Annotated in this window: 15 protein-coding genes; 7 read left to right on the plus strand and 8 right to left on the minus strand. The window is 61.7% G+C overall.

Annotated features, from left to right (window positions below; genetic code table 11):
- The first annotated feature begins 4 nt into the window (after window positions 1–4).
- Together KW062_RS20040 and KW062_RS20045 are read left to right on the plus strand one after the other, a co-directional pair.
- A complete protein-coding gene (locus KW062_RS20040; protein WP_027617957.1) occupies window positions 5–685 on the plus strand; it encodes a heavy metal response regulator transcription factor in 681 nt (226 codons plus the stop codon).
- A complete protein-coding gene (locus tag KW062_RS20045; RefSeq protein WP_105754532.1) occupies window positions 685–2,058 on the plus strand; it encodes a heavy metal sensor histidine kinase in 1,374 nt (457 codons plus the stop codon). The genes KW062_RS20040 and KW062_RS20045 overlap by 1 nt, the downstream gene beginning before the upstream one ends.
- Window positions 2,059–2,147: 89 nt before the next feature.
- On the opposite strand, the gene KW062_RS20050 is transcribed toward KW062_RS20045, so the two are convergent.
- The 3 genes from KW062_RS20050 to KW062_RS20060 form a co-directional block, all read right to left on the minus strand.
- The gene (locus KW062_RS20050) at window positions 2,148–3,392 is read right to left on the minus strand and encodes a lipoprotein-releasing ABC transporter permease subunit (protein ID WP_027617959.1); all 1,245 of its coding nucleotides are present in this window, start codon (window positions 3,390–3,392) and stop codon (window positions 2,148–2,150) included.
- A 65-nt stretch (window positions 3,393–3,457) separates the two neighbouring features.
- A complete protein-coding gene (gene lolD / locus KW062_RS20055) occupies window positions 3,458–4,141 on the minus strand; it encodes a lipoprotein-releasing ABC transporter ATP-binding protein LolD (protein ID WP_177433256.1) in 684 nt (227 codons plus the stop codon).
- Window positions 4,142–4,148: 7 nt separating this feature from the next.
- Window positions 4,149–5,399, minus strand: a complete 1,251-nt coding sequence (locus KW062_RS20060) for a lipoprotein-releasing ABC transporter permease subunit (RefSeq protein WP_027617961.1) — start codon at window positions 5,397–5,399, stop codon at window positions 4,149–4,151.
- A gap of 94 nt (window positions 5,400–5,493) precedes the next feature.
- On the opposite strand from KW062_RS20060, the gene KW062_RS20065 reads away from it, so the two are divergent.
- A complete protein-coding gene (locus KW062_RS20065; protein WP_105754530.1) occupies window positions 5,494–6,075 on the plus strand; it encodes a PilZ domain-containing protein in 582 nt (193 codons plus the stop codon).
- 13 nt (window positions 6,076–6,088) lie between these two features.
- Window positions 6,089–6,811, plus strand: a complete 723-nt coding sequence (locus KW062_RS20070; RefSeq protein WP_027617963.1) for a glycerophosphodiester phosphodiesterase — start codon at window positions 6,089–6,091, stop codon at window positions 6,809–6,811.
- A gap of 42 nt (window positions 6,812–6,853) precedes the next feature.
- Here the strand turns inward: KW062_RS20070 and sthA are convergent, their stop codons facing one another.
- The 4 genes from sthA to KW062_RS20090 form a co-directional block, all read right to left on the minus strand.
- Window positions 6,854–8,248 (minus strand): Si-specific NAD(P)(+) transhydrogenase, encoded by a 1,395-nt coding sequence (sthA, locus tag KW062_RS20075; RefSeq protein ID WP_027617964.1) that lies wholly within the window; start codon window positions 8,246–8,248, stop codon window positions 6,854–6,856.
- A 198-nt stretch (window positions 8,249–8,446) separates the two neighbouring features.
- Entirely contained in the window at window positions 8,447–9,430 is a 984-nt protein-coding gene (locus KW062_RS20080) for an FAD:protein FMN transferase (protein WP_105754553.1), read from the minus strand.
- A 41-nt stretch (window positions 9,431–9,471) separates the two neighbouring features.
- The gene (ampC, locus tag KW062_RS20085) at window positions 9,472–10,620 is read right to left on the minus strand and encodes a class C beta-lactamase (protein WP_105754529.1); all 1,149 of its coding nucleotides are present in this window, start codon (window positions 10,618–10,620) and stop codon (window positions 9,472–9,474) included.
- A 119-nt stretch (window positions 10,621–10,739) separates the two neighbouring features.
- Complete coding sequence (locus KW062_RS20090) at window positions 10,740–12,203, minus strand: glyceraldehyde-3-phosphate dehydrogenase (protein ID WP_105754528.1); 1,464 nt, start codon at window positions 12,201–12,203, stop codon at window positions 10,740–10,742.
- 352 nt (window positions 12,204–12,555) lie between these two features.
- Between KW062_RS20090 and mfd the strand changes: the two genes are divergently transcribed.
- From mfd to KW062_RS20105, 3 genes are read left to right on the plus strand one after another with little or no spacing between them, the layout of a single operon-like run.
- Window positions 12,556–16,005, plus strand: a complete 3,450-nt coding sequence (mfd, locus tag KW062_RS20095; protein ID WP_027617968.1) for a transcription-repair coupling factor — start codon at window positions 12,556–12,558, stop codon at window positions 16,003–16,005.
- Between the two features lie 10 nt (window positions 16,006–16,015).
- On the plus strand, window positions 16,016–16,582 hold the full coding sequence (locus KW062_RS20100) for a CsiV family protein (protein WP_027617969.1): 567 nt from the start codon (window positions 16,016–16,018) through the stop codon (window positions 16,580–16,582).
- Between the two features lie 11 nt (window positions 16,583–16,593).
- Window positions 16,594–19,284: a DEAD/DEAH box helicase gene (locus KW062_RS20105; protein ID WP_027617970.1), complete on the plus strand. Its 2,691-nt coding sequence runs from the start codon at window positions 16,594–16,596 to the stop codon at window positions 19,282–19,284.
- A 33-nt stretch (window positions 19,285–19,317) separates the two neighbouring features.
- On the opposite strand, the gene nagZ is transcribed toward KW062_RS20105, so the two are convergent.
- Window positions 19,318–20,328: a beta-N-acetylhexosaminidase gene (gene nagZ / locus KW062_RS20110; protein ID WP_027617971.1), complete on the minus strand. Its 1,011-nt coding sequence runs from the start codon at window positions 20,326–20,328 to the stop codon at window positions 19,318–19,320.
- Between the last annotated feature and the right edge of the window lies 1 nt (window position 20,329).

Genomic DNA, 20,329 nt, shown 5'->3' on the forward strand with positions numbered 1-20,329 from the left:
GCCCATGAAACTGCTGATCGTCGAAGACCAACCGAAAACCGGCCACTATTTGCGCCAGGGCCTGAGCGAGGCCGGGTTCAATGTCGAACTGGTGGCGGACGGCAACACTGGCCAGCTCCTGGCCCTGACCGGCGATTATGCGCTGCTGATCCTCGATGTGATGCTACCCGGGCGCGACGGTTGGCAGATTCTGCAAGCGGTGCGCAATGCCGGACTGGAGATCCCGGTGCTGTTCCTGACGGCGCGGGACGCAGTCGAAGATCGTGTACATGGCCTGGAGTTGGGAGCCGACGACTATCTGGTCAAACCCTTTGCCTTCTCAGAGCTGCTGGCCCGGGTCCGCAGCCTGTTGCGCCGTGGCAGCGTAACGCCACAGGAAACCAGCCTGCACCTGGCGGACCTGCGCCTGGACCTGATTCGCCGCCGGGTCGAACGCAACGGCCAGCGCATCGACCTCACCGCCAAGGAGTTCGCCCTGCTGGAGCTACTCCTGCGCCGCCAGGGTGAAGTGCTACCCAAGTCGCTGATCGCTTCGCAGGTTTGGGACATGAATTTCGACAGCGACACCAACGTCATCGAAGTGGCTATCCGCCGCTTGCGCCTGAAGATCGACGACGATTTCCCCGACAAGCTGATTCACACCGTGCGCGGCATGGGCTATGTGCTCGAAGAGCGCCAAGCCTGATGCGCCGCCTGTCCCTCGGTAGCCGCCTGGCCCTGCTGTTTGCTGCCTGCACCGCAGTGGTCTCGTTGATCGCCGGACTGCTGTTCAGTCACGCCAGCGAAAGCCACTTCCTGGAGCTTGACCAGCAATTGCTCGACAGCAAATTGGTTGCCCTGCGCAGCGCCCTGCAGGGAGCCGAAGATCCCACGTTGTTCGCCGAGCGTAGCGCAATCCTGCGTGATGAAATGAATCATCAGACTGATCTGGCTTTGCGGGTGCGTGGCCATGACGGCAGCCTGTGGTTCGACAGTGCCAGTAAGCTGAGCGCCGACTTGCCGACATCGCCGGGGTTGCACAGCCTGCAAAGCGCGGACATCGCCTATCGGGTGTACAGCGCGCCGCTGGATCCTGAGCGCAACGACTCCCCACAACTGACCCTGCTGCTGGACATCACTCACCACCAGCACTTTCTGCAGCGTATGCAGCATTTGATCTGGCTGACGGTAGGTTTGTCGGCGCTAGCCACCGCGCTGCTCGGTGCTTGGGCGGCGCGCAGCGGCTTGCGACCGTTACGACGCATGAGTGAGGTGGCCGGCGGCGTATCCGCCAGCTCCCTGACCCAACGCTTGCCCGAAGGTCAAATGCCCGCCGAACTGGCGGAATTAGCCCACGCCTTCAATGCCATGCTCGCGCGACTGGATGACTCTTTTCAGCGCCTGTCAGCGTTTTCCGCCGACATTGCCCATGAGCTGCGCACCCCCCTGTCCAACCTGCTGACCCACACCCAGGTCACCCTGACCCGCCCGCGAAACCTGGAAGATTACCGCGAGGCATTGCACAGCAACCTCGAGGAACTGCAGTGGATGGCGCAACTGGTCAACGACATGCTGTACCTGGCCAAGGCCGATCACGGCTTGTTGACGCCCCATCGTGAGCCGCTGCAGTTGAGCGAGGAAGCCGATCTTTTACTGGAGTTCTACGCGCCGTTGGCCGAGGACGCGCAGATCAGCGTGAACCGTGAAGGCGCTGCCCCCATCAGCGGCGATCGCAGCATGCTGCGGCGCGCCCTCTCCAACCTGCTGGACAATGCCCTGCGCTTTACCCCGCCTCTGGGGCAGGTGCAGGTGCGAATCGTCGATCGGCCGAGATCCGTGCAACTGAGCATCGCCAATACAGGAAACGAGATTCCCGAGGCGCTATTGCCGCGTCTGTTTGATCGTTTCTATCGCGCCGACCCGGCACGTCGTGAGGGCAGTAGCGAACATGCGGGCCTGGGCCTGGCGATTACCCAATCGATCATTCGCGCCCATGGCGGGACCATTGCCTGCGAGTCGGGCAATGGCTGGACGCGGTTTGTCATGGAGTTGCCGAAGGGGAGTCGAGGCCAGCCGTGAGGGCCTCATCGCTGGCAGCCAGCTCCCACAGGTTTTGTGTTCGCCACAAAACCTGTGAGCGAGTCTGCTCGCGATAGCGGTTTCCGCGCTTACGAATACCGCAACGCCGTCGCGGGCTCGGTCTTCGCCGCGCGCCAGGCTGGATACAGGGTGGCGAGGAAGCTCAGGATAAAGCCCGCCGAGCAGATCAGCAGAACGTCGCCGCCTTGCAGCTCCGAAGGCAAATTGCTGACGAAATACACATCGGAACTGAAGATGTGCTGCCCACTGACCCGCTCCAGCCACCCCACCAGCTCGCTGACATTGAGCGCCGCGATCACCCCGAGGACGCCGCCGATCAAGGTGCCGACGATGCCGATCACCGTGCCCTGGACCATGAAGATCGCCATGATCTGCCGCGGCGTTGCGCCGATGGTGCGCAGGATCGCGATATCGGCGCCCTTCTCATTCACCACCATGATCAGCGTTGCGATGATGTTGAATGCCGCCACCGCAACGATCATCAGCAGCAACAGGCCGATCATGGTTTTTTCCATCTTCATCGCGCTGAACAGGCTGCCTTGGGTGTGGGTCCAGTCATCCGCCTTGAAGCCGGCGCCCAGGCTCGCGGCAATCGCCGACGAAACCTGCGGTGCGGCATACAGGTCCTTCACCGCCAGGCGTACACTTTGCACCTGGTTCGGTTCCCAGCGCTGCATCTGCGCGGCGTCGGCCACATGAATCAGAGCCATCGAGCCATCCAGCTCGGCACCGACCTTGAACACGCCGACCACATTCAGGCGCTGCATGCGTGGCGTGATACCGCCGGGTGCAGTGCTGACTTCAGGCACGATCAGGGTCAGCTTGTCGCCGACATTCAGACGAAAACGCCGCGCGGTGATTTCCCCAACCACCACCCCGAACTCGCCGGGTTTGAGGTCATCCAGGCTGCCCTGGACGATATGCCGGGCAACGATCGACACCTTGCCCTCCTGCGCCGGATCAACTCCGCTGATCTGGATCGGCTGCATCGCGCCCTTGTACGAGAGCATGCCTTCCATCTCGGTGAACGGTACGGCGGCGGTGACTTCGGGATTTTTCAAGGCCGCAGCCGCTACCGGCGCCCAATCGTCGATCGGCTTGACGCCAACGATGGTCGCGTGCGGCACCATGCCGAGGATGCGCGAGCTCATTTCGCGCTGGAAGCCGTTCATCACCGACAGCACCACGATCATCGCCAGCACGCCCAGGGCGAGGCCGATCATCGAGGTCATCGAGATAAACGAAACGAAGCGATTGCGGCGCTTGGCGCGGGTATAGCGCATGCCGATAAAGATCGATAACGGTCTGAACATTCGCTGGCTACCGTAAAAAAATAAATGACCCGGCGAGCCCTCAAGGCGCGCCGGGCTGCAAGCCGTCAGATGGGCGTCAGGCAACCGTCCTGCAGGTGCAGGACATGATCCATCTGGCGGGCCAGGTTCATGTCATGGGTCACCACCAGGAACGCCGTGCGCATCGAGGTGCTGAGTTCCAGCATCAAGTCCTGAATGCCTTGCGCGGTGTGGGAGTCGAGGTTGCCGGTGGGCTCGTCAAGCATTACCAGGCCCGGCTTGTTGACCAGCGCCCGGGCAATGGCAACGCGCTGACGCTCGCCACCGGACAGCTCCGACGGCTTGTGCTCCAGGCGATGAGCCAGCCCTACCCGATCCAGCAAGGCGGTCGCACGCTGGCGCGCCTCGGAAATCGAGGTATTGCCGATCAACAACGGCATACAGACGTTTTCCAGCGCAGTGAACTCGGGCAGCAAGTGGTGGAACTGATAGACGAAACCTAGTGCTCGGTTACGCAGCAGGCCACGTTTCTTTTCGTTCAGCGCCGACAGCTCTTCACCGGCCAGCCAGACGCTGCCCTGGGTCGGCGTATCGAGTCCGCCCAGCAGGTTGAGCAAGGTGCTCTTGCCCGAACCCGAGGTGCCGACAATCGCTACCCGCTCACCCGGATGCAGCTCCAGTTGCAGGCCGGACAACACCACCACCGACTCCGGGCCTTCCTCGTAGGATTTGCCCAGGTTGCGGCAGCTCAAGATTGCTTTTTCGCTCATGCCCAACTCACTCATAACGTAGCGCCTCCGCCGGCTGGGTGCGCGCGGCACGCCAGGCTGGATACAGGGTGGCGAGGAAACTCAGGACCAACGCCGCGCCGCAGACCATCACCACGTCCTGGGCCTGCAGTTGCGAAGGCAGGTAATCGATGAAGTACACGTCGGCGTTGAGAAACTTGTGCCCGATCAGGCTTTCGAGGGCGGAAATCGCCGCGCTGACATTGAGCGCGGCCAACATCCCGACCACCGCGCCAATCGCCGTACCGACCACACCGATCACCGTGCCCTGGACCATGAAGATCGCCATGATGGTGCCCGGCGTGGCGCCGAGGGTGCGCAGGATCGCGATGTCGCCTTTCTTGTCATTCACCACCATCACCAGGGTCGAGATGATGTTGAACGCCGCTACTGCGACAATCAGCAGCAACAGCAGGCCGATCATGGCTTTTTCCATGCGGATGGCCTGGTACAGGTTGCCGTGGGTGCGTGTCCAGTCGCGGGCGTAGTAGCGATCGTCGCCCAACTGCTGGGCGATGCTCCAGGCCACGCGCGGCGCCTGGAACAGGTCGTCGAACTTCAGGCGCAGGCCCTGGATCTGGTCCGGCTTCCAGCGATGCAGGCGCGACAGGTCCTGCTGGTTGGTCACGCCCAGGTAGCCGTCGATCTCGCCGGCACCTACATGGAAAATGCCGACCACGGTAAAGCGCTTCATGCGCGGAAACATCCCGGCCGGGGTCACGGTGACTTCCGGGGCGACAAAGGTGACTTTGTCACCCACGCCAACGCCGAGCTTGGCCGCGGCCTTGTCACCGATGACGATGCCGAAACTACCGGGCGCCAGGGCGTCAAGCTGACCCTGTTGCATAAAGTGATCGATGATCGAGACTTGCCGTTCCAACGCTGGGTCAATGCCGTTGAGCAACACCTTGGACACCTGGCCATTGTTGGTCAGCAAGCCCTGCATCTGGGTAAAAGGCGCAACGGCCAGCACCTGCGGGTTTTGCTTGACCTTGGCGGCGAGGCTCGGCCAGTCGCTGATGGGATCACCAGACTCGATGGTGGCGTGAGGCACCATGCCCAGCACGCGGGTGCGCATCTCATGATCGAAGCCATTCATCACTGATAGCACCACGATCATTACCACCACGCCGAGGGCGAGGCCGATCATCGAAGTCAGGGAAATGAACGACACAAAATGATTGCGACGCTTTGCACGGGTGTAACGCGTGCCGATAAATACGAAGAGAGGTCTGAACATGTCGGGGCTTGTTCGGAGGGAAAAGGAACGTCCTTGTGGCGGGGGTCGATATCCAGCTTTACACTCAGACCACCGCCGCTACCATGGGTTCGCCATGTCGACATTAGATGAAGAAGATCGCCGCGAATACTACCGTATCGAGGACACGATCGCACTGGAAATTCAGCCCCTGTCGGGCGCCCAGGCCACGGGCGAGGAAGTGTTGCAGGATGCTTCCCCACTGTTCAATCTGCTCAGCGAATTGCACCTGAGCGAGTTCGAATCACAGCACCTGCTGCGTCAGATCAGCGAGCGCGACAGGAACACCGCCGCCTACCTCAAGGTCCTCAATAAACGCATCGACCTGCTGGGCCAGGTGGTGGCGCTGACCGTGCTCGGGCAGATCGGCGAGCCGCAACCGGTGATCATTTCCGAGGGGGGTATCGACTTCCAGCATCCAACACCGTTTACCACCGGCAGCCATCTGGCAATCAAACTGGTGCTCATGCCCCAGGCGCTCGGCCTGTTGCTGCGCGCGCGCGTCACCCATTGCGACGCCAAGGGCGCCGGCTTTGACGTGGGCACCGAGTTTATCCAGCCCAGCGATGCCCAACGCCAATTGCTGGCACGTTATATTCTGCAACGACAGGCGCAAGAACGCCGCCTGGCACGCGAACAGTCCGAATCCGGCATTTAATTAAGGAAGAACCGTGACCCTCATCTACGGCCACCGCGGCGCCAAAGGCGAAGCACCGGAAAACACCCTGACCAGCTTCCAGCAATGCCTCAAGCACGGCGTGCGCCGCTGCGAGCTGGACCTGCACTTGTCCATGGACAACGAGCTGATGGTCATCCACGACTCGACACTCAAGCGCACCACCGATCGCCGCGGCAAAGTGGTGGAACATTCGGCGAACGATCTGGTGACCTACGACGCGCGCAAGGGTGGCCCGGGCTGGATGACTCCCTGCCCGATCCCGCGCCTGGAAGAACTGTTCGAGCAGTGCGATTTCGATCACTGGCAACTGGAAGTCAAAAGCGCCTCACGGACCCGCGCCGCAACCACCGTACTGGCGATTCGCGAAATGGCTCAGCGTCATGGCGTGCGCGATAAGGTCACCATCACCTCGAGCTCGCGGGAAGTGCTCAAGGCAGCACTCGACCTGGTGCCGGACGTGTCACGCGGATTGGTTGCCGAATACGCCTGGCTCGACCCGTTGAAGGTTGCGCAAAGCTATGGCTGCGAGTTTCTTGCGCTGAACTGGACCCTGTGCACGCCGGAACGCCTGGAGAAGGCGCAGCGCCAGGGGCTGCATGTGTCGGTGTGGACCGTCAACGAACCCGCGCTGATGCGCAGGCTCGCTGATTTCGGCGTTGACAGCCTGATTACAGACTTTCCCGGTTTGGCCACTGCCACGCTCGAGAATTGCTGAAATCGGTCTCCCCGGCCGGCTCAGGCCACCGGCCGGAGCCGCTCAAAAAAGCCGGTTGAGGCCATCGTATGCAGCTACCCGGTAGGCTTCAGCCATGGTCGGGTAGTTGAACGTGGTGTTGACGAAGTACTTCAGGGTATTGAGCTCACCAGGCTGGTTCATGATCGCCTGGCCGATGTGCACGATTTCCGACGCCTGATAGCCGAAGCAGTGCACGCCCAGCACTTCCAGGGTCTCGCGGTGGAACAGGATCTTCAGCATGCCCTGCGGCTCGCCGGCAATCTGCGCCCGCGCCATGCTCTTGAAGAACGCCTTGCCCACTTCGTACGGCACCTTGGCCTGGGTCAGCTCCTGCTCGTTCTTGCCGATCGAGCTGATCTCGGGAATGGTGTAGATCCCGGTCGGCACGTCGTTGACGAAACGCCAGCTGCCATTATCGACAATGCTGCCCGCCGCCGAACGGCCCTGGTCGTGGGCCGCACTGGCCAGGCTTGGCCAGCCAATCACGTCGCCAGCGCCGTAGATGTTCTGGATACCGGTGCGGTAGTTCTCGTCGACCTCGATCTGGCCACGGCTGTTGACCTTGACGCCGATGTTTTCCAGGCCCAACTGATCAGTGTTGCCGGTACGCCCGTTGCACCAGAGCAAGGCGTCGGCCTTGATCTTCTTGCCGGACTTGAGGTGCAGGATCACCCCGTTGTCGACACCTTCGACGCGGTCGTACTCTTCGTTGTGACGCACGGTGATGTTGTTGTTGCTGAAGTGGTAACTCAGGGCCTGGGAGATTTCCGAGTCGAGGAAGCTCAGCAACTGACCACGGTTATCCACCAACTCCACCAGTACACCCAGGCCGCTGAAAATCGACGCGTATTCGCAACCAATGACTCCGGCGCCGTAGACGATCAGTTTGCGCGGGGTGTGGCCGAGGCTGAGGATGGTGTCGCTATCGTAGATACGCGGGTGGTGGAAATCGATGTCCGCCGGGCGATACGGACGCGAGCCCGTGGCGATGATGATGTGCTTGGCCACCAGTTTCTCGACCACGCCATTGGCGCATACCACTTCGATGGTCTGCTCGTCGGCGAAGCTGCCGGTGCCGATGAATACATCGACGCGGTTGCGGGCGTAGTAGCCGGTGCGCGAGGCGACCTGCTTGGAGATGACTTTTTCCGCACTCTTGAGCACGTCCGGGAACGAGAACCAGCGCGGCTCACCAATGGCCCGGAACATCGGGTTGGTGTTGAACTGCATGATCTGCCGGACCGAATGACGCAACGCCTTGGACGGGATGGTGCCCAGGTGAGTGCAGTTGCCGCCGACCTGGCGACGACTATCGACCATCGCCACCTTGCGTCCTGCCTTGGCGGCATTCATTGCCGCGCCTTCTCCCGCCGGGCCGGAACCCAGCACCACCACGTCGTAGTTGTAGACAGCCATGCGTACTCCTCAGAACAGGCCGCGGCACCCGGTTGGCACCTGCGGCTAAATCATGCCGGCAAGGCGACATGAAGGAACAATTTGGGGTCAATCTGAAACCCGGGAACAGTCTATAGAAGCGTCAACGCCGCGCACATTAACCCTTGGTCGCGTCGTAGGCTAGTTTTGCCTGCACTACAACGCCAACTTGCCGAGCATTCATTGGCCCGTACCCGCTTCAAGGCGATCGAAAGCCTGACTGGTTCGTGTGACGAAGCCAGTGTTGCTGCGCAGCACAAAAAAAGCCGCGATCTGATGTTGCTCGGCGTAGGCCAGGCCGCGTTCCGGGCCGAGGATCAGCAACAGGGTGGACAAGCCGTCAGCCATCAACGCCGAACGATCAATCACCGCCACCGACGCCAGTTGATGCCGCACCGGCGCACCGGTGCGGGCATCGAAGGTGTGGGAATAACGCTGGCCGTCCTGCTCGAAATAGTTACGGTAGTCGCCTGAAGTGGATACACCATAGCCGTTCAGTTCGATCACCCGCTCCAGCACCTGGCGATCGTCGCGGGGCTCCTCCAGGGCAATCTTCCAGGCACTGCCGTCGAGTTTCCTGCCCACGGCCTTGAGCTCGCCAGTGACTTCGACCAGAAAGCTGTTGATGCCCTGCGCCTGCAGCATCGCGGTTATTCGGTCAACCGTGTAGCCAGCGGCAATGCTGTCGAAGTCGACTTCCACCGCAGCGTCCTTGCACAGCTGGTCGCCTTCGATGCGCAAATGCCCATAGCCGACCCGCTGCCGGGCCGAGGCCAAGGCCTGCGCGCTGGGCACCTGTTCGCCCCGGGCCTGTGGACCGAAACCCCAAAGGTTCATCAGCGGACCTACCGTCAGGTCGTAGGCACCTCCGCTCTGCTGCGACAGCTGCTCGCCGACACTGACCAGTTCCAGAACCGGCGCGGGCATCGCCTGACAGCTATCGGCCGGCGAACGATTGAAACGCTCGATGTCGGAGTCGCCACGATAAGTGGACATTTGCCGATCCACCTCATCCAGAATAGCCTCGACCTGCCGGCGCACTTCCACCGGGCCTGCCACCGTCGGCCTACGAACATATTGGATCGAATAGCTGCTGCCCATGGTCGGACCGCCAAAGCTTTCCTGAGAGTCGCCGCTGCCACAGCTGGTCAGGCCAACTATCATCAGCCCGCAGCAAAGCCCATGCAGCCATTTCATCGACAGCATTAATGCGCAAGCTCACTCAGGATCAGGTGCGCCAACTGCACGCGCGGTTCGTTGGGATAGCTCTTGTTGGCCAGAATCACGATGCCGATTTTCTTCTCCGGCACAAAGGCCACATAGGCCGAGAAGCCGCCGGTCGATCCAGTCTTGTTGACCCAGACCGCCTGCTGCGGTGGCCGTGGTGGATTCAGGGCTGTCACCGGATGGCTGCCCAGGATCATTGCGCTGGAGTTACCGTCGAGCAACGTTTGCAGCGGCGCCGGATAGTCGTACTGCTCCCAGATCAGATCCTGAGTCATCGCGCCCACCTGGTAATAACCGGTACGGGTCTGTTGCAGCGCCTGGGCCAGTTTGGCCTCGACCTTGACCACTCCCAGATTGGCCTCGACGAAGTGGATCAAATCGGCGGAACCGGTTTTCACCCCATACGCCTCATCGGCCAGTACCCCGGGATTCAGACGCACAGGCGCGTCCTGCTTGTTATAGCCCTGGGCGTACTGCGCCATCTTGCTCGCCGGCACCTGGACAAAACTGTTGCGCATGCCCAGCGCGGGAAACAGTTGCTGCTCCAGCGCCGAGGCGAACGGCACGCCAAGGCTGGCGGCGGTGATCATGCCCAGGGCGCCGATGCTCGGGTTGGCGTAGGTGCGCTGGGTGCCGGCGGCATAGGACGGCTGCCAGGCCTTGAAATAGTCCATCAGTTGACGGCTGTTCTGGACTTCATCCGGCACCTGCAGCGGGAAGCCGCCCGCGGTGTGGGTGCCCAGATTGATCAGATTGACCCTATCGAACGCACTCCCGGTGAGCTCCGGCAGGTATTTGCCGGGATGATCGGTGAGCGACAGCTTGCCTTCAACTTCGGCGTAGGCCGCGAGGGTGGCGGTGAAGGTCTTGCTGATGGAGCCAATTTCGAACAGCGTCTCGTCCGTGACCTTTTGCTGCGTCTGCTTCGAGGCCACGCCATAGCTATAGAAAGTACGATGGCCATCGACCGTCACCGCAATGGCCAGGCCAGGAATGCTGTACTGCTGCATGACTTCCCGGGCAGCGTTGTGCACCTTGCTCTCCATCGAGCTCTGATCGGCGCTGGCCACGGCCGCTGTGCAGGTTAATGCGAGCAACGCGGTACAGCAGTGTTGGATCAAGCGCATGCCAGTCGTCCTTAGATGTTCAGGTTGCACGAAAAGCGCTCCAACTTATCACTCCACTGCCCGACCACAAACAAAAACGCCCCGAGCATGTCGGGGCGTTTTTTAACTGCGGCTAAGACTTAGCGCGGGAATGCAGGCGGGTTGACCCCGGCCATGTCTTCCATCACGCGAACGACCTGGCAGCTGTAGCCGAACTCGTTGTCGTACCAGACGTACAGTACAACGCGGTTGTCCTGGGTGATGGTCGCTTCCGCGTCCACTACGCCTGCGTGGCGCGAGCCAACGAAGTCGGTGGAAACCACTTCCTGGGAGCTGACGTAGTCGATCTGCTTGTGCAGGTCCGAGTGCATGGCCATCTGGCGCAGGTACTCGTTGATTTCGTCACGGGTGGTGGCTTTCTCAAGGTTCAGGTTGAGGATGGCCATCGACACGTTTGGCGTTGGAACGCGAATCGCGTTACCGGTCAGCTTGCCCTTGAGCACTGGCAGCGCCTTGGCGGCTGCAGTGGCGGCACCGGTCTCGGTGATCACCATGTTCAGTGGCGCGGCACGGCCACGACGGCTGCCCTTGTGGAAGTTGTCGATCAGGTTCTGGTCGTTGGTGAACGAGTGAACGGTTTCGACGTGGCCGTTGACGATGCCGTACTTGTCGTCGACTGCCTTGAGCACCGGCACGATGGCGTTGGTGGTGCAGGACGCTGCCGAGATGATCTTGTCATCGGCAGTGATGTCGCCGTGGTTGATGCCGTGCACGATGTTCTTCAGCGCGCCCTTGCCAGGTGCGGTGAGGATCACGCGGGCAGCGCCCGGGCAAGCCAGGTGCTGGCCCAGGCCGTCGGCGTCACGCCATACGCCGGTGTTGTCGACGATCAGAGCGTTCTCGATACCGTACTGGGTGTAGTCGACTTCGGCCGGGCTCTTGGCGTAGATAACCTGGATCAGGTTGCCGTTGGCGGTGATGGTGTTGTTGGCTTCGTCGATGGTGATGGTGCCATCGAACGGACCGTGTACCGAGTCGCGGCGCAGCAGGCTCGCGCGCTTGACCAGGTCGTTTTCGGCGCCCTTGCGGACAACGATGGCGCGCAGGCGCAGGCCGTCGCCACCACCGGTTTTTTCGATCAGGATGCGCGCCAGCAGACGGCCGATACGACCGAAGCCGTAGAGGACAACGTCAGTGCCTTTGCGAGCGGAAGCGTTCTGCTGGCCAACCACATCGGCCAGTTCTTCACGGACGAACTGTTCGGCAGTGCGACCTTCGCCTTGGGCTTTGAACTTGCTCGCCAGCTTGCCCAGGTCGACCGAAGCGGCGCCGAGCTTGAGTTCGCTCATCGCCTTGATCAGCGGGAACGTTTCGTGGACGGACAATTCGGTCTCGTCGGACTGACGGTGACGAGCAAAGCGGTGGGCTTTGAGAATCGCGATGACTGAACGGTTGATCAGGCTGCGGCCATAGATCGAGCTCACCACGTTGTTATTGCGGTAGAGCTGGCCGATCAGCGGAATCATCGCTTCTGCGAGTGCTTCACGGTCGATCCATTCACCAAGACACTGGTCGGGCTTCTGAGTCACGGGAACCTTCCACATGTAGGGGCTGAAAAAAGGGGCTACATTATGCCGCCGTGTCCCTCCCGTAGCAATGCGCGCTTGTCGTGCAAGCGGTAACAATTTTCCTGTACGAAAAAAACGACCCCGCTGAAGCCCAGTAAAACCGGGGCTTTCAGCGCACCCCCAAATTCACGGACAGCGCTGTCTTGTCTGTAACCCTCCGTAACACTCACCCGTTTCGGCACTACATAACCGCTAAAATTCCGCGGTTTTTTGTCATTACCACTACATTTCACCCAACCTGCGCATTAGACACAGTCAGCAACTGACAGGCGGCACCCGGGACCGCTACAATTACCGACTTTGTCGCAACGCTGGAGCTCAACCTTCCGTGTCTGTCCTGCGTCTACCGCTTCTCCCTGCCGCGGCAGGTAAACAGCACTGGGGCAATCTGCCCGGTGCCGCCCTGAGCCTGGCCATTGCCGAGGCCGCCAGCGCTGCCAAGCGCTTCACCCTGCTCCTGACCGCCGACAGCCAGAGTGCCGAAAGGCTGGAGCAGGAGCTGGGGTTCTTCGCCCCCGATTTGCCGGTGCTGCATTTCCCCGACTGGGAAACCCTGCCCTACGATCTGTTTTCGCCGCACCAGGACATCATTTCCCAGCGTATTGCCAGCCTGTATCGCTTGCCGGAACTGAGTCACGGCGTGCTAGTGGTGCCGATCACCACAGCCCTGCATCGCCTGGCGCCGACCAAATTTCTGCTCGGCAGCAGCCTGGTGCTGGACATCGGCCAGAAGCTCGACGTCGAGCAAATGCGCACGCGCCTGGAAGCCACCGGCTATCGCTACGTCGATACCGTCTATGAGCATGGCGAATTCACCGTGCGCGGCTCGCTAATCGATCTGTTCCCGATGGGCAGCAAGCTGCCGTATCGGATTGACCTGTTCGACGACGAAATCGAAACCCTGCGCACCTTCGACCCGGAGAACCAGCGTTCGATCGACAAGGTCGACTCGGTCAAGCTGTTGCCGGCCAAGGAATTCCCGCTGCAGAAAGAGGCTGTCACCCGTTTCAAGGCGCGCTTTCGCGAGCGCTTCGACGTCGACTTCCGCCGCTGCCCGATTTTCCAGGACCTGAGCAGTGGGATTACCCCGGCCGGTATCGAGTACTACCTGCCGCTGTTCTTTGAAGAAACCTCGACCCTGTTCGACTACCTGCCCCAGGACACACAAGTGTTCTCCCTGCCGGGTATCGAGCAAGCCGCGGAAAATTTCTGGAATGACGTGCGCAACCGTTACGAAGAGCGCCGCGTCGACCCTTCGCGCCCTTTATTGCCACCGGCGGAACTGTTCCTGCCGGTCGAGGACTGCTTCGCCCGCCTGAAAAACTGGCCACGGGTGGTCGCCAGCCAGCAGGACGTGGACACCGGAGCCGGCCGCGAACGCTTCCCGGCGCAGCCGCTGCCGGATCTGGCGATCGAAGCCAAGGCCACCCAGCCGCTGCAGGCCCTGGCCAACTTCCTCGACGAGTTTTCCGGCCGCGTGCTGTTCACCGCCGAATCAGCCGGCCGCCGCGAAGTGTTGCTGGAGCTGCTGGAGCGCCTGAAGCTGCGGCCGAAAACCGTCGACAGCTGGCCGGACTTCGTTGCCGGCAAAGAGCGCCTGGCCATCACCATCGCCCCGCTGGACGAGGGCCTGCTGCTGAACGACCCTGCCCTGGCACTGGTGGCGGAGAGCCCGCTGTTCGGCCAACGGGTCATGCAGCGCCGGCGTCGCGAGAAGCGTGCCGACGCCAACAACGACGCAGTGATCAAGAACCTGACCGAGCTGCGTGAAGGCGCGCCGGTGGTGCATATCGATCACGGCGTAGGCCGTTACCTCGGCCTTGCCACCCTGGAGATCGAAGACCAGGCCGCCGAATTCCTCACCCTCGAATACGCCGAGGGCGCCAAGCTCTATGTGCCGGTGGCCAACCTGCACCTGATCGCCCGTTACACCGGCAGTGATGACGCCCTCGCTCCGCTGCACCGACTCGGCTCCGAAACCTGGCAGAAAGCCAAACGCAAGGCCGCCGAACAGGTGCGCGACGTGGCCGCCGAGCTGCTCGACATTTACGCTCGAAGGGCTGCCCGCGAGGGTTATGCCTTTGCCGACCCGAAAGCCGACTACGCGACCTTCAGCGCCGGCTTCCCGTTCGAGGAAACCCCGGACCAGCAAACCACCATCGAGGCGGTGCGCGCCGACATGCTCGCGCCCAAGCCGATGGACCGGCTGGTCTGTGGCGACGTTGGCTTCGGCAAGACCGAAGTGGCCATGCGCGCCGCCTTCATTGCCGTGCACGGCGGTCGCCAAGTGGCGATCCTGGTGCCGACTACCCTGCTCGCCCAACAGCACTACAACAGCTTCCGCGACCGCTTCGCCGATTGGCCAGTGACGGTGGAAGTGATGAGCCGCTTCAAGTCGGCCAAGGAAGTCAACGCGGCGGTGGCCGACCTGGCGGAAGGCAAGATCGACATCGTGATCGGCACCCACAAGTTGCTGTCCGACGACGTCAAGATCAAGAACCTCGGCCTGGTGATCATCGACGAAGAACACCGCTTCGGTGTGCGTCAGAAAGAACAGCTCAAGGCCCTGCGCAGCGAAGTCGACATCCTCACCCTGACTGCCACGCCAATTCCACGCACGTTGAACATGGCCGTGTCGGGCATGCGCGACCTGTCGATCATCGCCACGCCCCCGGCGCGACGCCTGTCGGTGCGCACCTTCGTCATGGAGCAGAACAAGAGCACGGTCAAAGAAGCCTTGCTCCGCGAGCTGCTGCGCGGCGGCCAGGTCTACTACCTGCACAACGATGTGAAGACCATCGAGAAATGCGCCGCCGACCTCGCCGAGCTAGTCCCGGAAGCGCGGATCGGCATCGGCCACGGACAAATGCGCGAGCGCGAACTCGAACAGGTGATGAGCGACTTCTATCACAAGCGCTTCAACGTGCTGATCGCCTCGACCATCATCGAGACCGGGATCGACGTGCCGAGCGCCAACACCATCATCATCGAGCGCGCCGACAAGTTCGGCCTGGCGCAGTTGCACCAGTTGCGCGGACGTGTCGGTCGCAGCCACCACCAAGCCTACGCCTACCTACTGACGCCACCGCGCCAGCAAATTACCGGTGATGCTGAAAAGCGCCTGGAAGCCATTGCCAATACCCAGGACCTCGGCGCCGGCTTCGTGCTGGCCACCAACGACCTGGAGATCCGTGGCGCCGGCGAATTACTCGGCGACGGTCAAAGCGGGCAGATCCAGGCAGTGGGTTTCACCCTCTACATGGAAATGCTCGAGCGTGCGGTGAAGTCGATCCGCAAGGGCGAACAGCCGAACCTCGAGCAGCCGTTGGGCGGCGGTCCGGAAGTCAACCTGCGGGTGCCTGCACTGATCCCCGAGGACTACCTGCCGGACGTTCATGCACGGCTGATCCTCTACAAACGCATCGCCTCGGCTACCGACGAGGACGGCCTCAAGGACCTGCAAGTGGAGATGATCGACCGCTTCGGCCTGCTGCCGGAACCGACCAAAAACCTGATCCGCATCACGGCACTGAAGCTGCAGGCCGAGCAACTGGGGATCAAGAAGGTCGACGGTGGCCCCCAGGGCGGGCGCATCGAGTTCGGCGCGCAGACGCCGGTCGATCCGCTGGTGCTGATCAAACTGATCCAGAGCCAGCCCAAACGCTACAAATTCGAAGGCGCCACGATGTTCAAATTCCTGGTGCCAATGGAGCGCCCGGAAGAGCGCTTTAATACTGTAGAGGCGCTGTTTGAGCGCCTCATCCCGAAAACTGCTTGAAGGACGCCGCATGCGCCTGTTTCGCTCACTGACCTTGCTGCTGACGCTGATTGCTCCGACTGCGTTCGCCGACGATTTGTACCAGGTTGAAATGATCCTCGTGCGGCAGAACGCCGTACCGGCCATTGCCAGCCCTGCACCACCAGAAGATTGGGCGCGCGGTGCGCAACCGATCAGCGCCGACAGCCTGCGTACGCCAGCCCTCAATGGCGTAGTGGAAAAGCTCACCGCCAGCACCGACTACACCGTGCTGCTGCATAAAAGCTGGCAGCAGAACCTCGGTGAAGTGTCGAGCAAAGTGCTGATCAGCGAAGGCCAGGAACAGTATGGGCAGTTTCCAATCCAGGGCACTCTGGACCTGAAATTGGGCCGCTTTACTGATGTCTACGCCAACTTCTGGGTCAACCAGCTCAACAATGATGGTCTCGTCAGCGGCAGCGAACGCCTGCAACAGGAGAGCCACACCCGCAATGGCCAGCTGAATTTTCTCGACAACGGCCACCTCGGCCTGCTGATCAAGATCACCTCCCTGACGGCGCCCGCGCCGCGCCAGGCGCCTGACGTCGTTCCGGACTGATTGAAGTTCCTATGTCCGCGAGCATGAGCAAACCCCTGGCTCCGTCCTGGGTCACCCGATTCAAGGAACAGAGCCTGGAGCGCGGTCGGCGCTACGCGCTGGAGAACCGCGTCAGGATCGTCGAGGCCGGCGACAGCATCATCACCGCCAGTTGCGAAGGCTCTGGCGGCAACGTTTACCGCCAGACCATCACATTGCGCGAGTCGGCGAAAAACACCCTGCTTCTGGTCGATGCATCCTGCAGTTGCCCAGTGCGAATGAACTGCAAACACTGCGCGGCCGTGCTGATGCAAGTGCAGGACACCCTCGAGTTCCCGGCCGCAGCCAAGGACGCCCTGCTGCTGGAAAAGCTCCAGGCCGTATTGGAAAACCGCGCTCCGCCGCCGCTGCCACAACAGTTGCTGGACAATGTGCAGCCGGTTCCGCGCCTGTGGCTGGCCAGCGTCGAGTTCAGCGCCTTCGAGCCACGCAACGGCAAGATGCAGCGCTACATTCAGCACCGCGCGGCGCTGTCCTTCAGTTACCTGGACGAATACGTCAGCGGACAGAAAAACACCGACGTGGTGATTCGCCAGGAACATCAGACCCTGCGCATCAAACGCCAGACGGATGTGGAAAAAGCCTACCGCGAACAACTACGCGTCCTAGGCTTCAAGATCGCCACCCGGCAAAGCAAAGCCCTGCCGGAAAGTGCCGGCGAACTCTACGAGATGGTCAACGACAGCGCTTGGCTGACCTTCACCCTCAACGAGCTGCCGAAGCTGCGCAGCCAGGGCTGGGAATTGCAGATCGACGACGAGTTCGGTTTCGATCTGACTGCCGTCGACGACTGGTACGCCACGGTCGACGAGGCCCCGGAGCGCGACTGGTTCGACCTTGAACTGGGCATCATCGTCAATGGCGAGCGCCTGAGCCTGCTGCCGATCCTGCTCAACCTGATGCGCTCGCACACCGAGATTCTCAACCCGGAACGCCTGGCCAAGCGTCGCGACGACGAGTTGATCCTGGTCAACATTCCCCATCGCCCCAACTCGGAACAGGGACCGCTGCAAGTGGCGTTGCCGCTCGGTCGCTTGAAACCGGTGCTGGCCACTCTCGGCGAGTTCTATCTGCAGGAACCAGGCGAGACCACCCTGCGCCTGAGCAGCGCCGACGCCACCCGGCTCAATCCGCTGGAAGACATGCCGCTTCTATGGGAAGGCGGCGAGCATATCCGCACCTTTGCCCAGCGCCTGCGGGACATCAAGGACTACAGCGCCGATGCCCCCGAAGGCCTCAACGCGACCCTGCGCCCATATCAACTCGAGGGCCTGAGCTGGATGCAATCGCTGCGACAGCTGGAGGTTGGCGGGATTCTCGCGGACGACATGGGTCTGGGCAAAACCCTGCAGACCCTGGCCCATGTGCTCAGCGAAAAAAACGCTGGACGCCTCGACCGGCCGTGCATGGTGGTGATGCCCACCAGCCTGATTCCCAACTGGCTCGACGAAGCGGCACACTTTGCCCCGCAGCTCAAGGTCCTGGCCTTGTACGGCGCCACGCGCAAAAAGCATTTCGAGCATCTGGCCGACTACGACCTGATCCTCACCACCTACGCCCTGCTGCCCAAGGATATTGAACGCCTGGCCCTGCAACCCCTGCATATCCTGGTGCTCGACGAAGCCCAATACATCAAGAACCCGACCAGCAAGGCCGCGCAAGCCGCGCGGGAGCTGAACGCGCGCCAGCGCCTGTGCCTGAGTGGCACACCGCTGGAAAACCACCTGGGCGAGCTGTGGTCACTGTTTCATTTCCTGCTGCCGGGCTGGCTCGGCGACGTCAAAAGCTTCAACCGGGACTACCGGGTGCCGATCGAAAAGCATGCCAGCGACGTCCGCCTGCAACACCTCAACGCCCGAATCAAACCGTTCCTGCTGCGCCGCACCAAGGAACAGGTGGCCACTGAACTGCCGCCGAAGACCGAAATCATCCATTGGGTCGACCTCAACGAGGCCCAACGTGACGTTTACGAAACCATGCGCCTGGCCATGGACAAGAAAGTTCGCGACGAAATCACCCGCAAAGGCGTGGCACGCAGCCAGATCATTATCCTTGAGGCACTGCTCAAACTGCGCCAGGTGTGCTGCGATCTGCGCTTGGTCAATGAAGCTGCCCTGCCCGCCCGTGGCAGCACCTCAGGCAAGCTCGACAGCCTGATGGAAATGCTCGAGGAACTGTTCGAGGAAGGCCGCAAGATCCTGCTGTTTTCCCAGTTCACCTCGATGCTCTCGCTGATCGAAGACGAACTGAACAAACGCGGGATCGCCTACGCCCTGCTGACCGGACAAACCCGCGACAGGCGCACACCGGTGAAGGACTTCCAGAGCGGTAAGCGGCAGATCTTTCTGATCAGCCTGAAGGCTGGCGGCGTCGGTCTGAACCTGACAGAAGCCGACACGGTGATCCACTACGACCCCTGGTGGAACCCGGCCACGGAAAACCAGGCCACTGACCGCGCCTACAGAATCGGTCAGGAGAAGCCGGTGTTCGTCTACAAGATGATTGCCCGAGGCACGGTCGAAGAGAAAATCCAGCACCTGCAGAAGGAAAAGTCGGACCTCGCCGCCGGCGTGCTGGACGGCCGCACCACCGGTGACTGGAAGTTGCAGAGTGAGGATATTGATGCGCTGTTTGCGCCACTGCCGGACAAATCGAAGCTGTAGCAAGGCGGCTTGAAGTGCCGCCTTGCAAGGGGCTTAATCGATCAGTTGCGCTTCCTTGAGCGCACCGATGGCGGCGAGCCAGCGCGGATCCTGACGGTAATCGGTGCTGGCGAACGACTGCCCGCGCATCCGTGCAATGCGTGCAGAAGGCGTGACCTTCAAGCGCTGCGCAGCTGACAAGGCCAGTTCGGCGGCCGCCCGATCATTGCACACCAGGCCCATGTCGCAACCCGCACTCAGCGCCGCCTCGATCCGGCTGGCCGCATCGCCCACCACATGGGCGCCCGCCATCGACAGGTCATCACTGAAGATCACGCCGTCGAACTGCAACTCGCCGCGCAGGATGTCCTGCAACCAGCGCCGCGAGAAACCCGCTGGCTGGGTGTCGACCTGCGGATAAATGACATGGGCCGGCATTACTGCCGCCAGCTGTTTGCTCAGGCGTGTGAATGGCACCAGGTCGTTGGCGCGGATTTCGTCCAGGCTGCGCTCATCATTGGGGATGGCGACATGGGAATCGGCCTCGGCCCAGCCGTGACCCGGGAAGTGCTTGCCGGTCGCGGCCATGCCCGCCTGGTTCATGCCTCGGATGAATGCCCCTGCCAGTCGGGCAGCACGCTCAGGGTCACCTTCGAAGGAGCGGGTGCCAACCACCGCACTGCGCTGGTAATCGAGATCCAGCACTGGCGCGAAACTCAGGTCGAGGCCGACCGCCAGCACTTCGGTAGCCATGATCCAGCCACACTGCTCGGCTAAATGCTCCGCGTTCGGATTATCGGCAATTGCGCGCATCGCTGGCAGGCGCACGAAGCCCTGACGCAGACGCTGCACCCGACCACCTTCCTGATCGACGGCGAGCAACAGGTCCGGGCGCACGGCGCGAATCGAGGCGCTCAACTCACGCACCTGGCGTGGGTGCTCAATATTCCGGGCAAAGATGATCAGGCCGCCCACTTCGGGCTGACGCAACAGTTGGCGATCTTCAGCCGTCAGCCAGGTACCGGCGACGTCCACCATCAACGAGCCTTGCAGGCCAGCAGTCATA

Source organism: Pseudomonas fluorescens (assembly GCF_019212185.1).
Lineage (GTDB): Bacteria > Pseudomonadota > Gammaproteobacteria > Pseudomonadales > Pseudomonadaceae > Aquipseudomonas.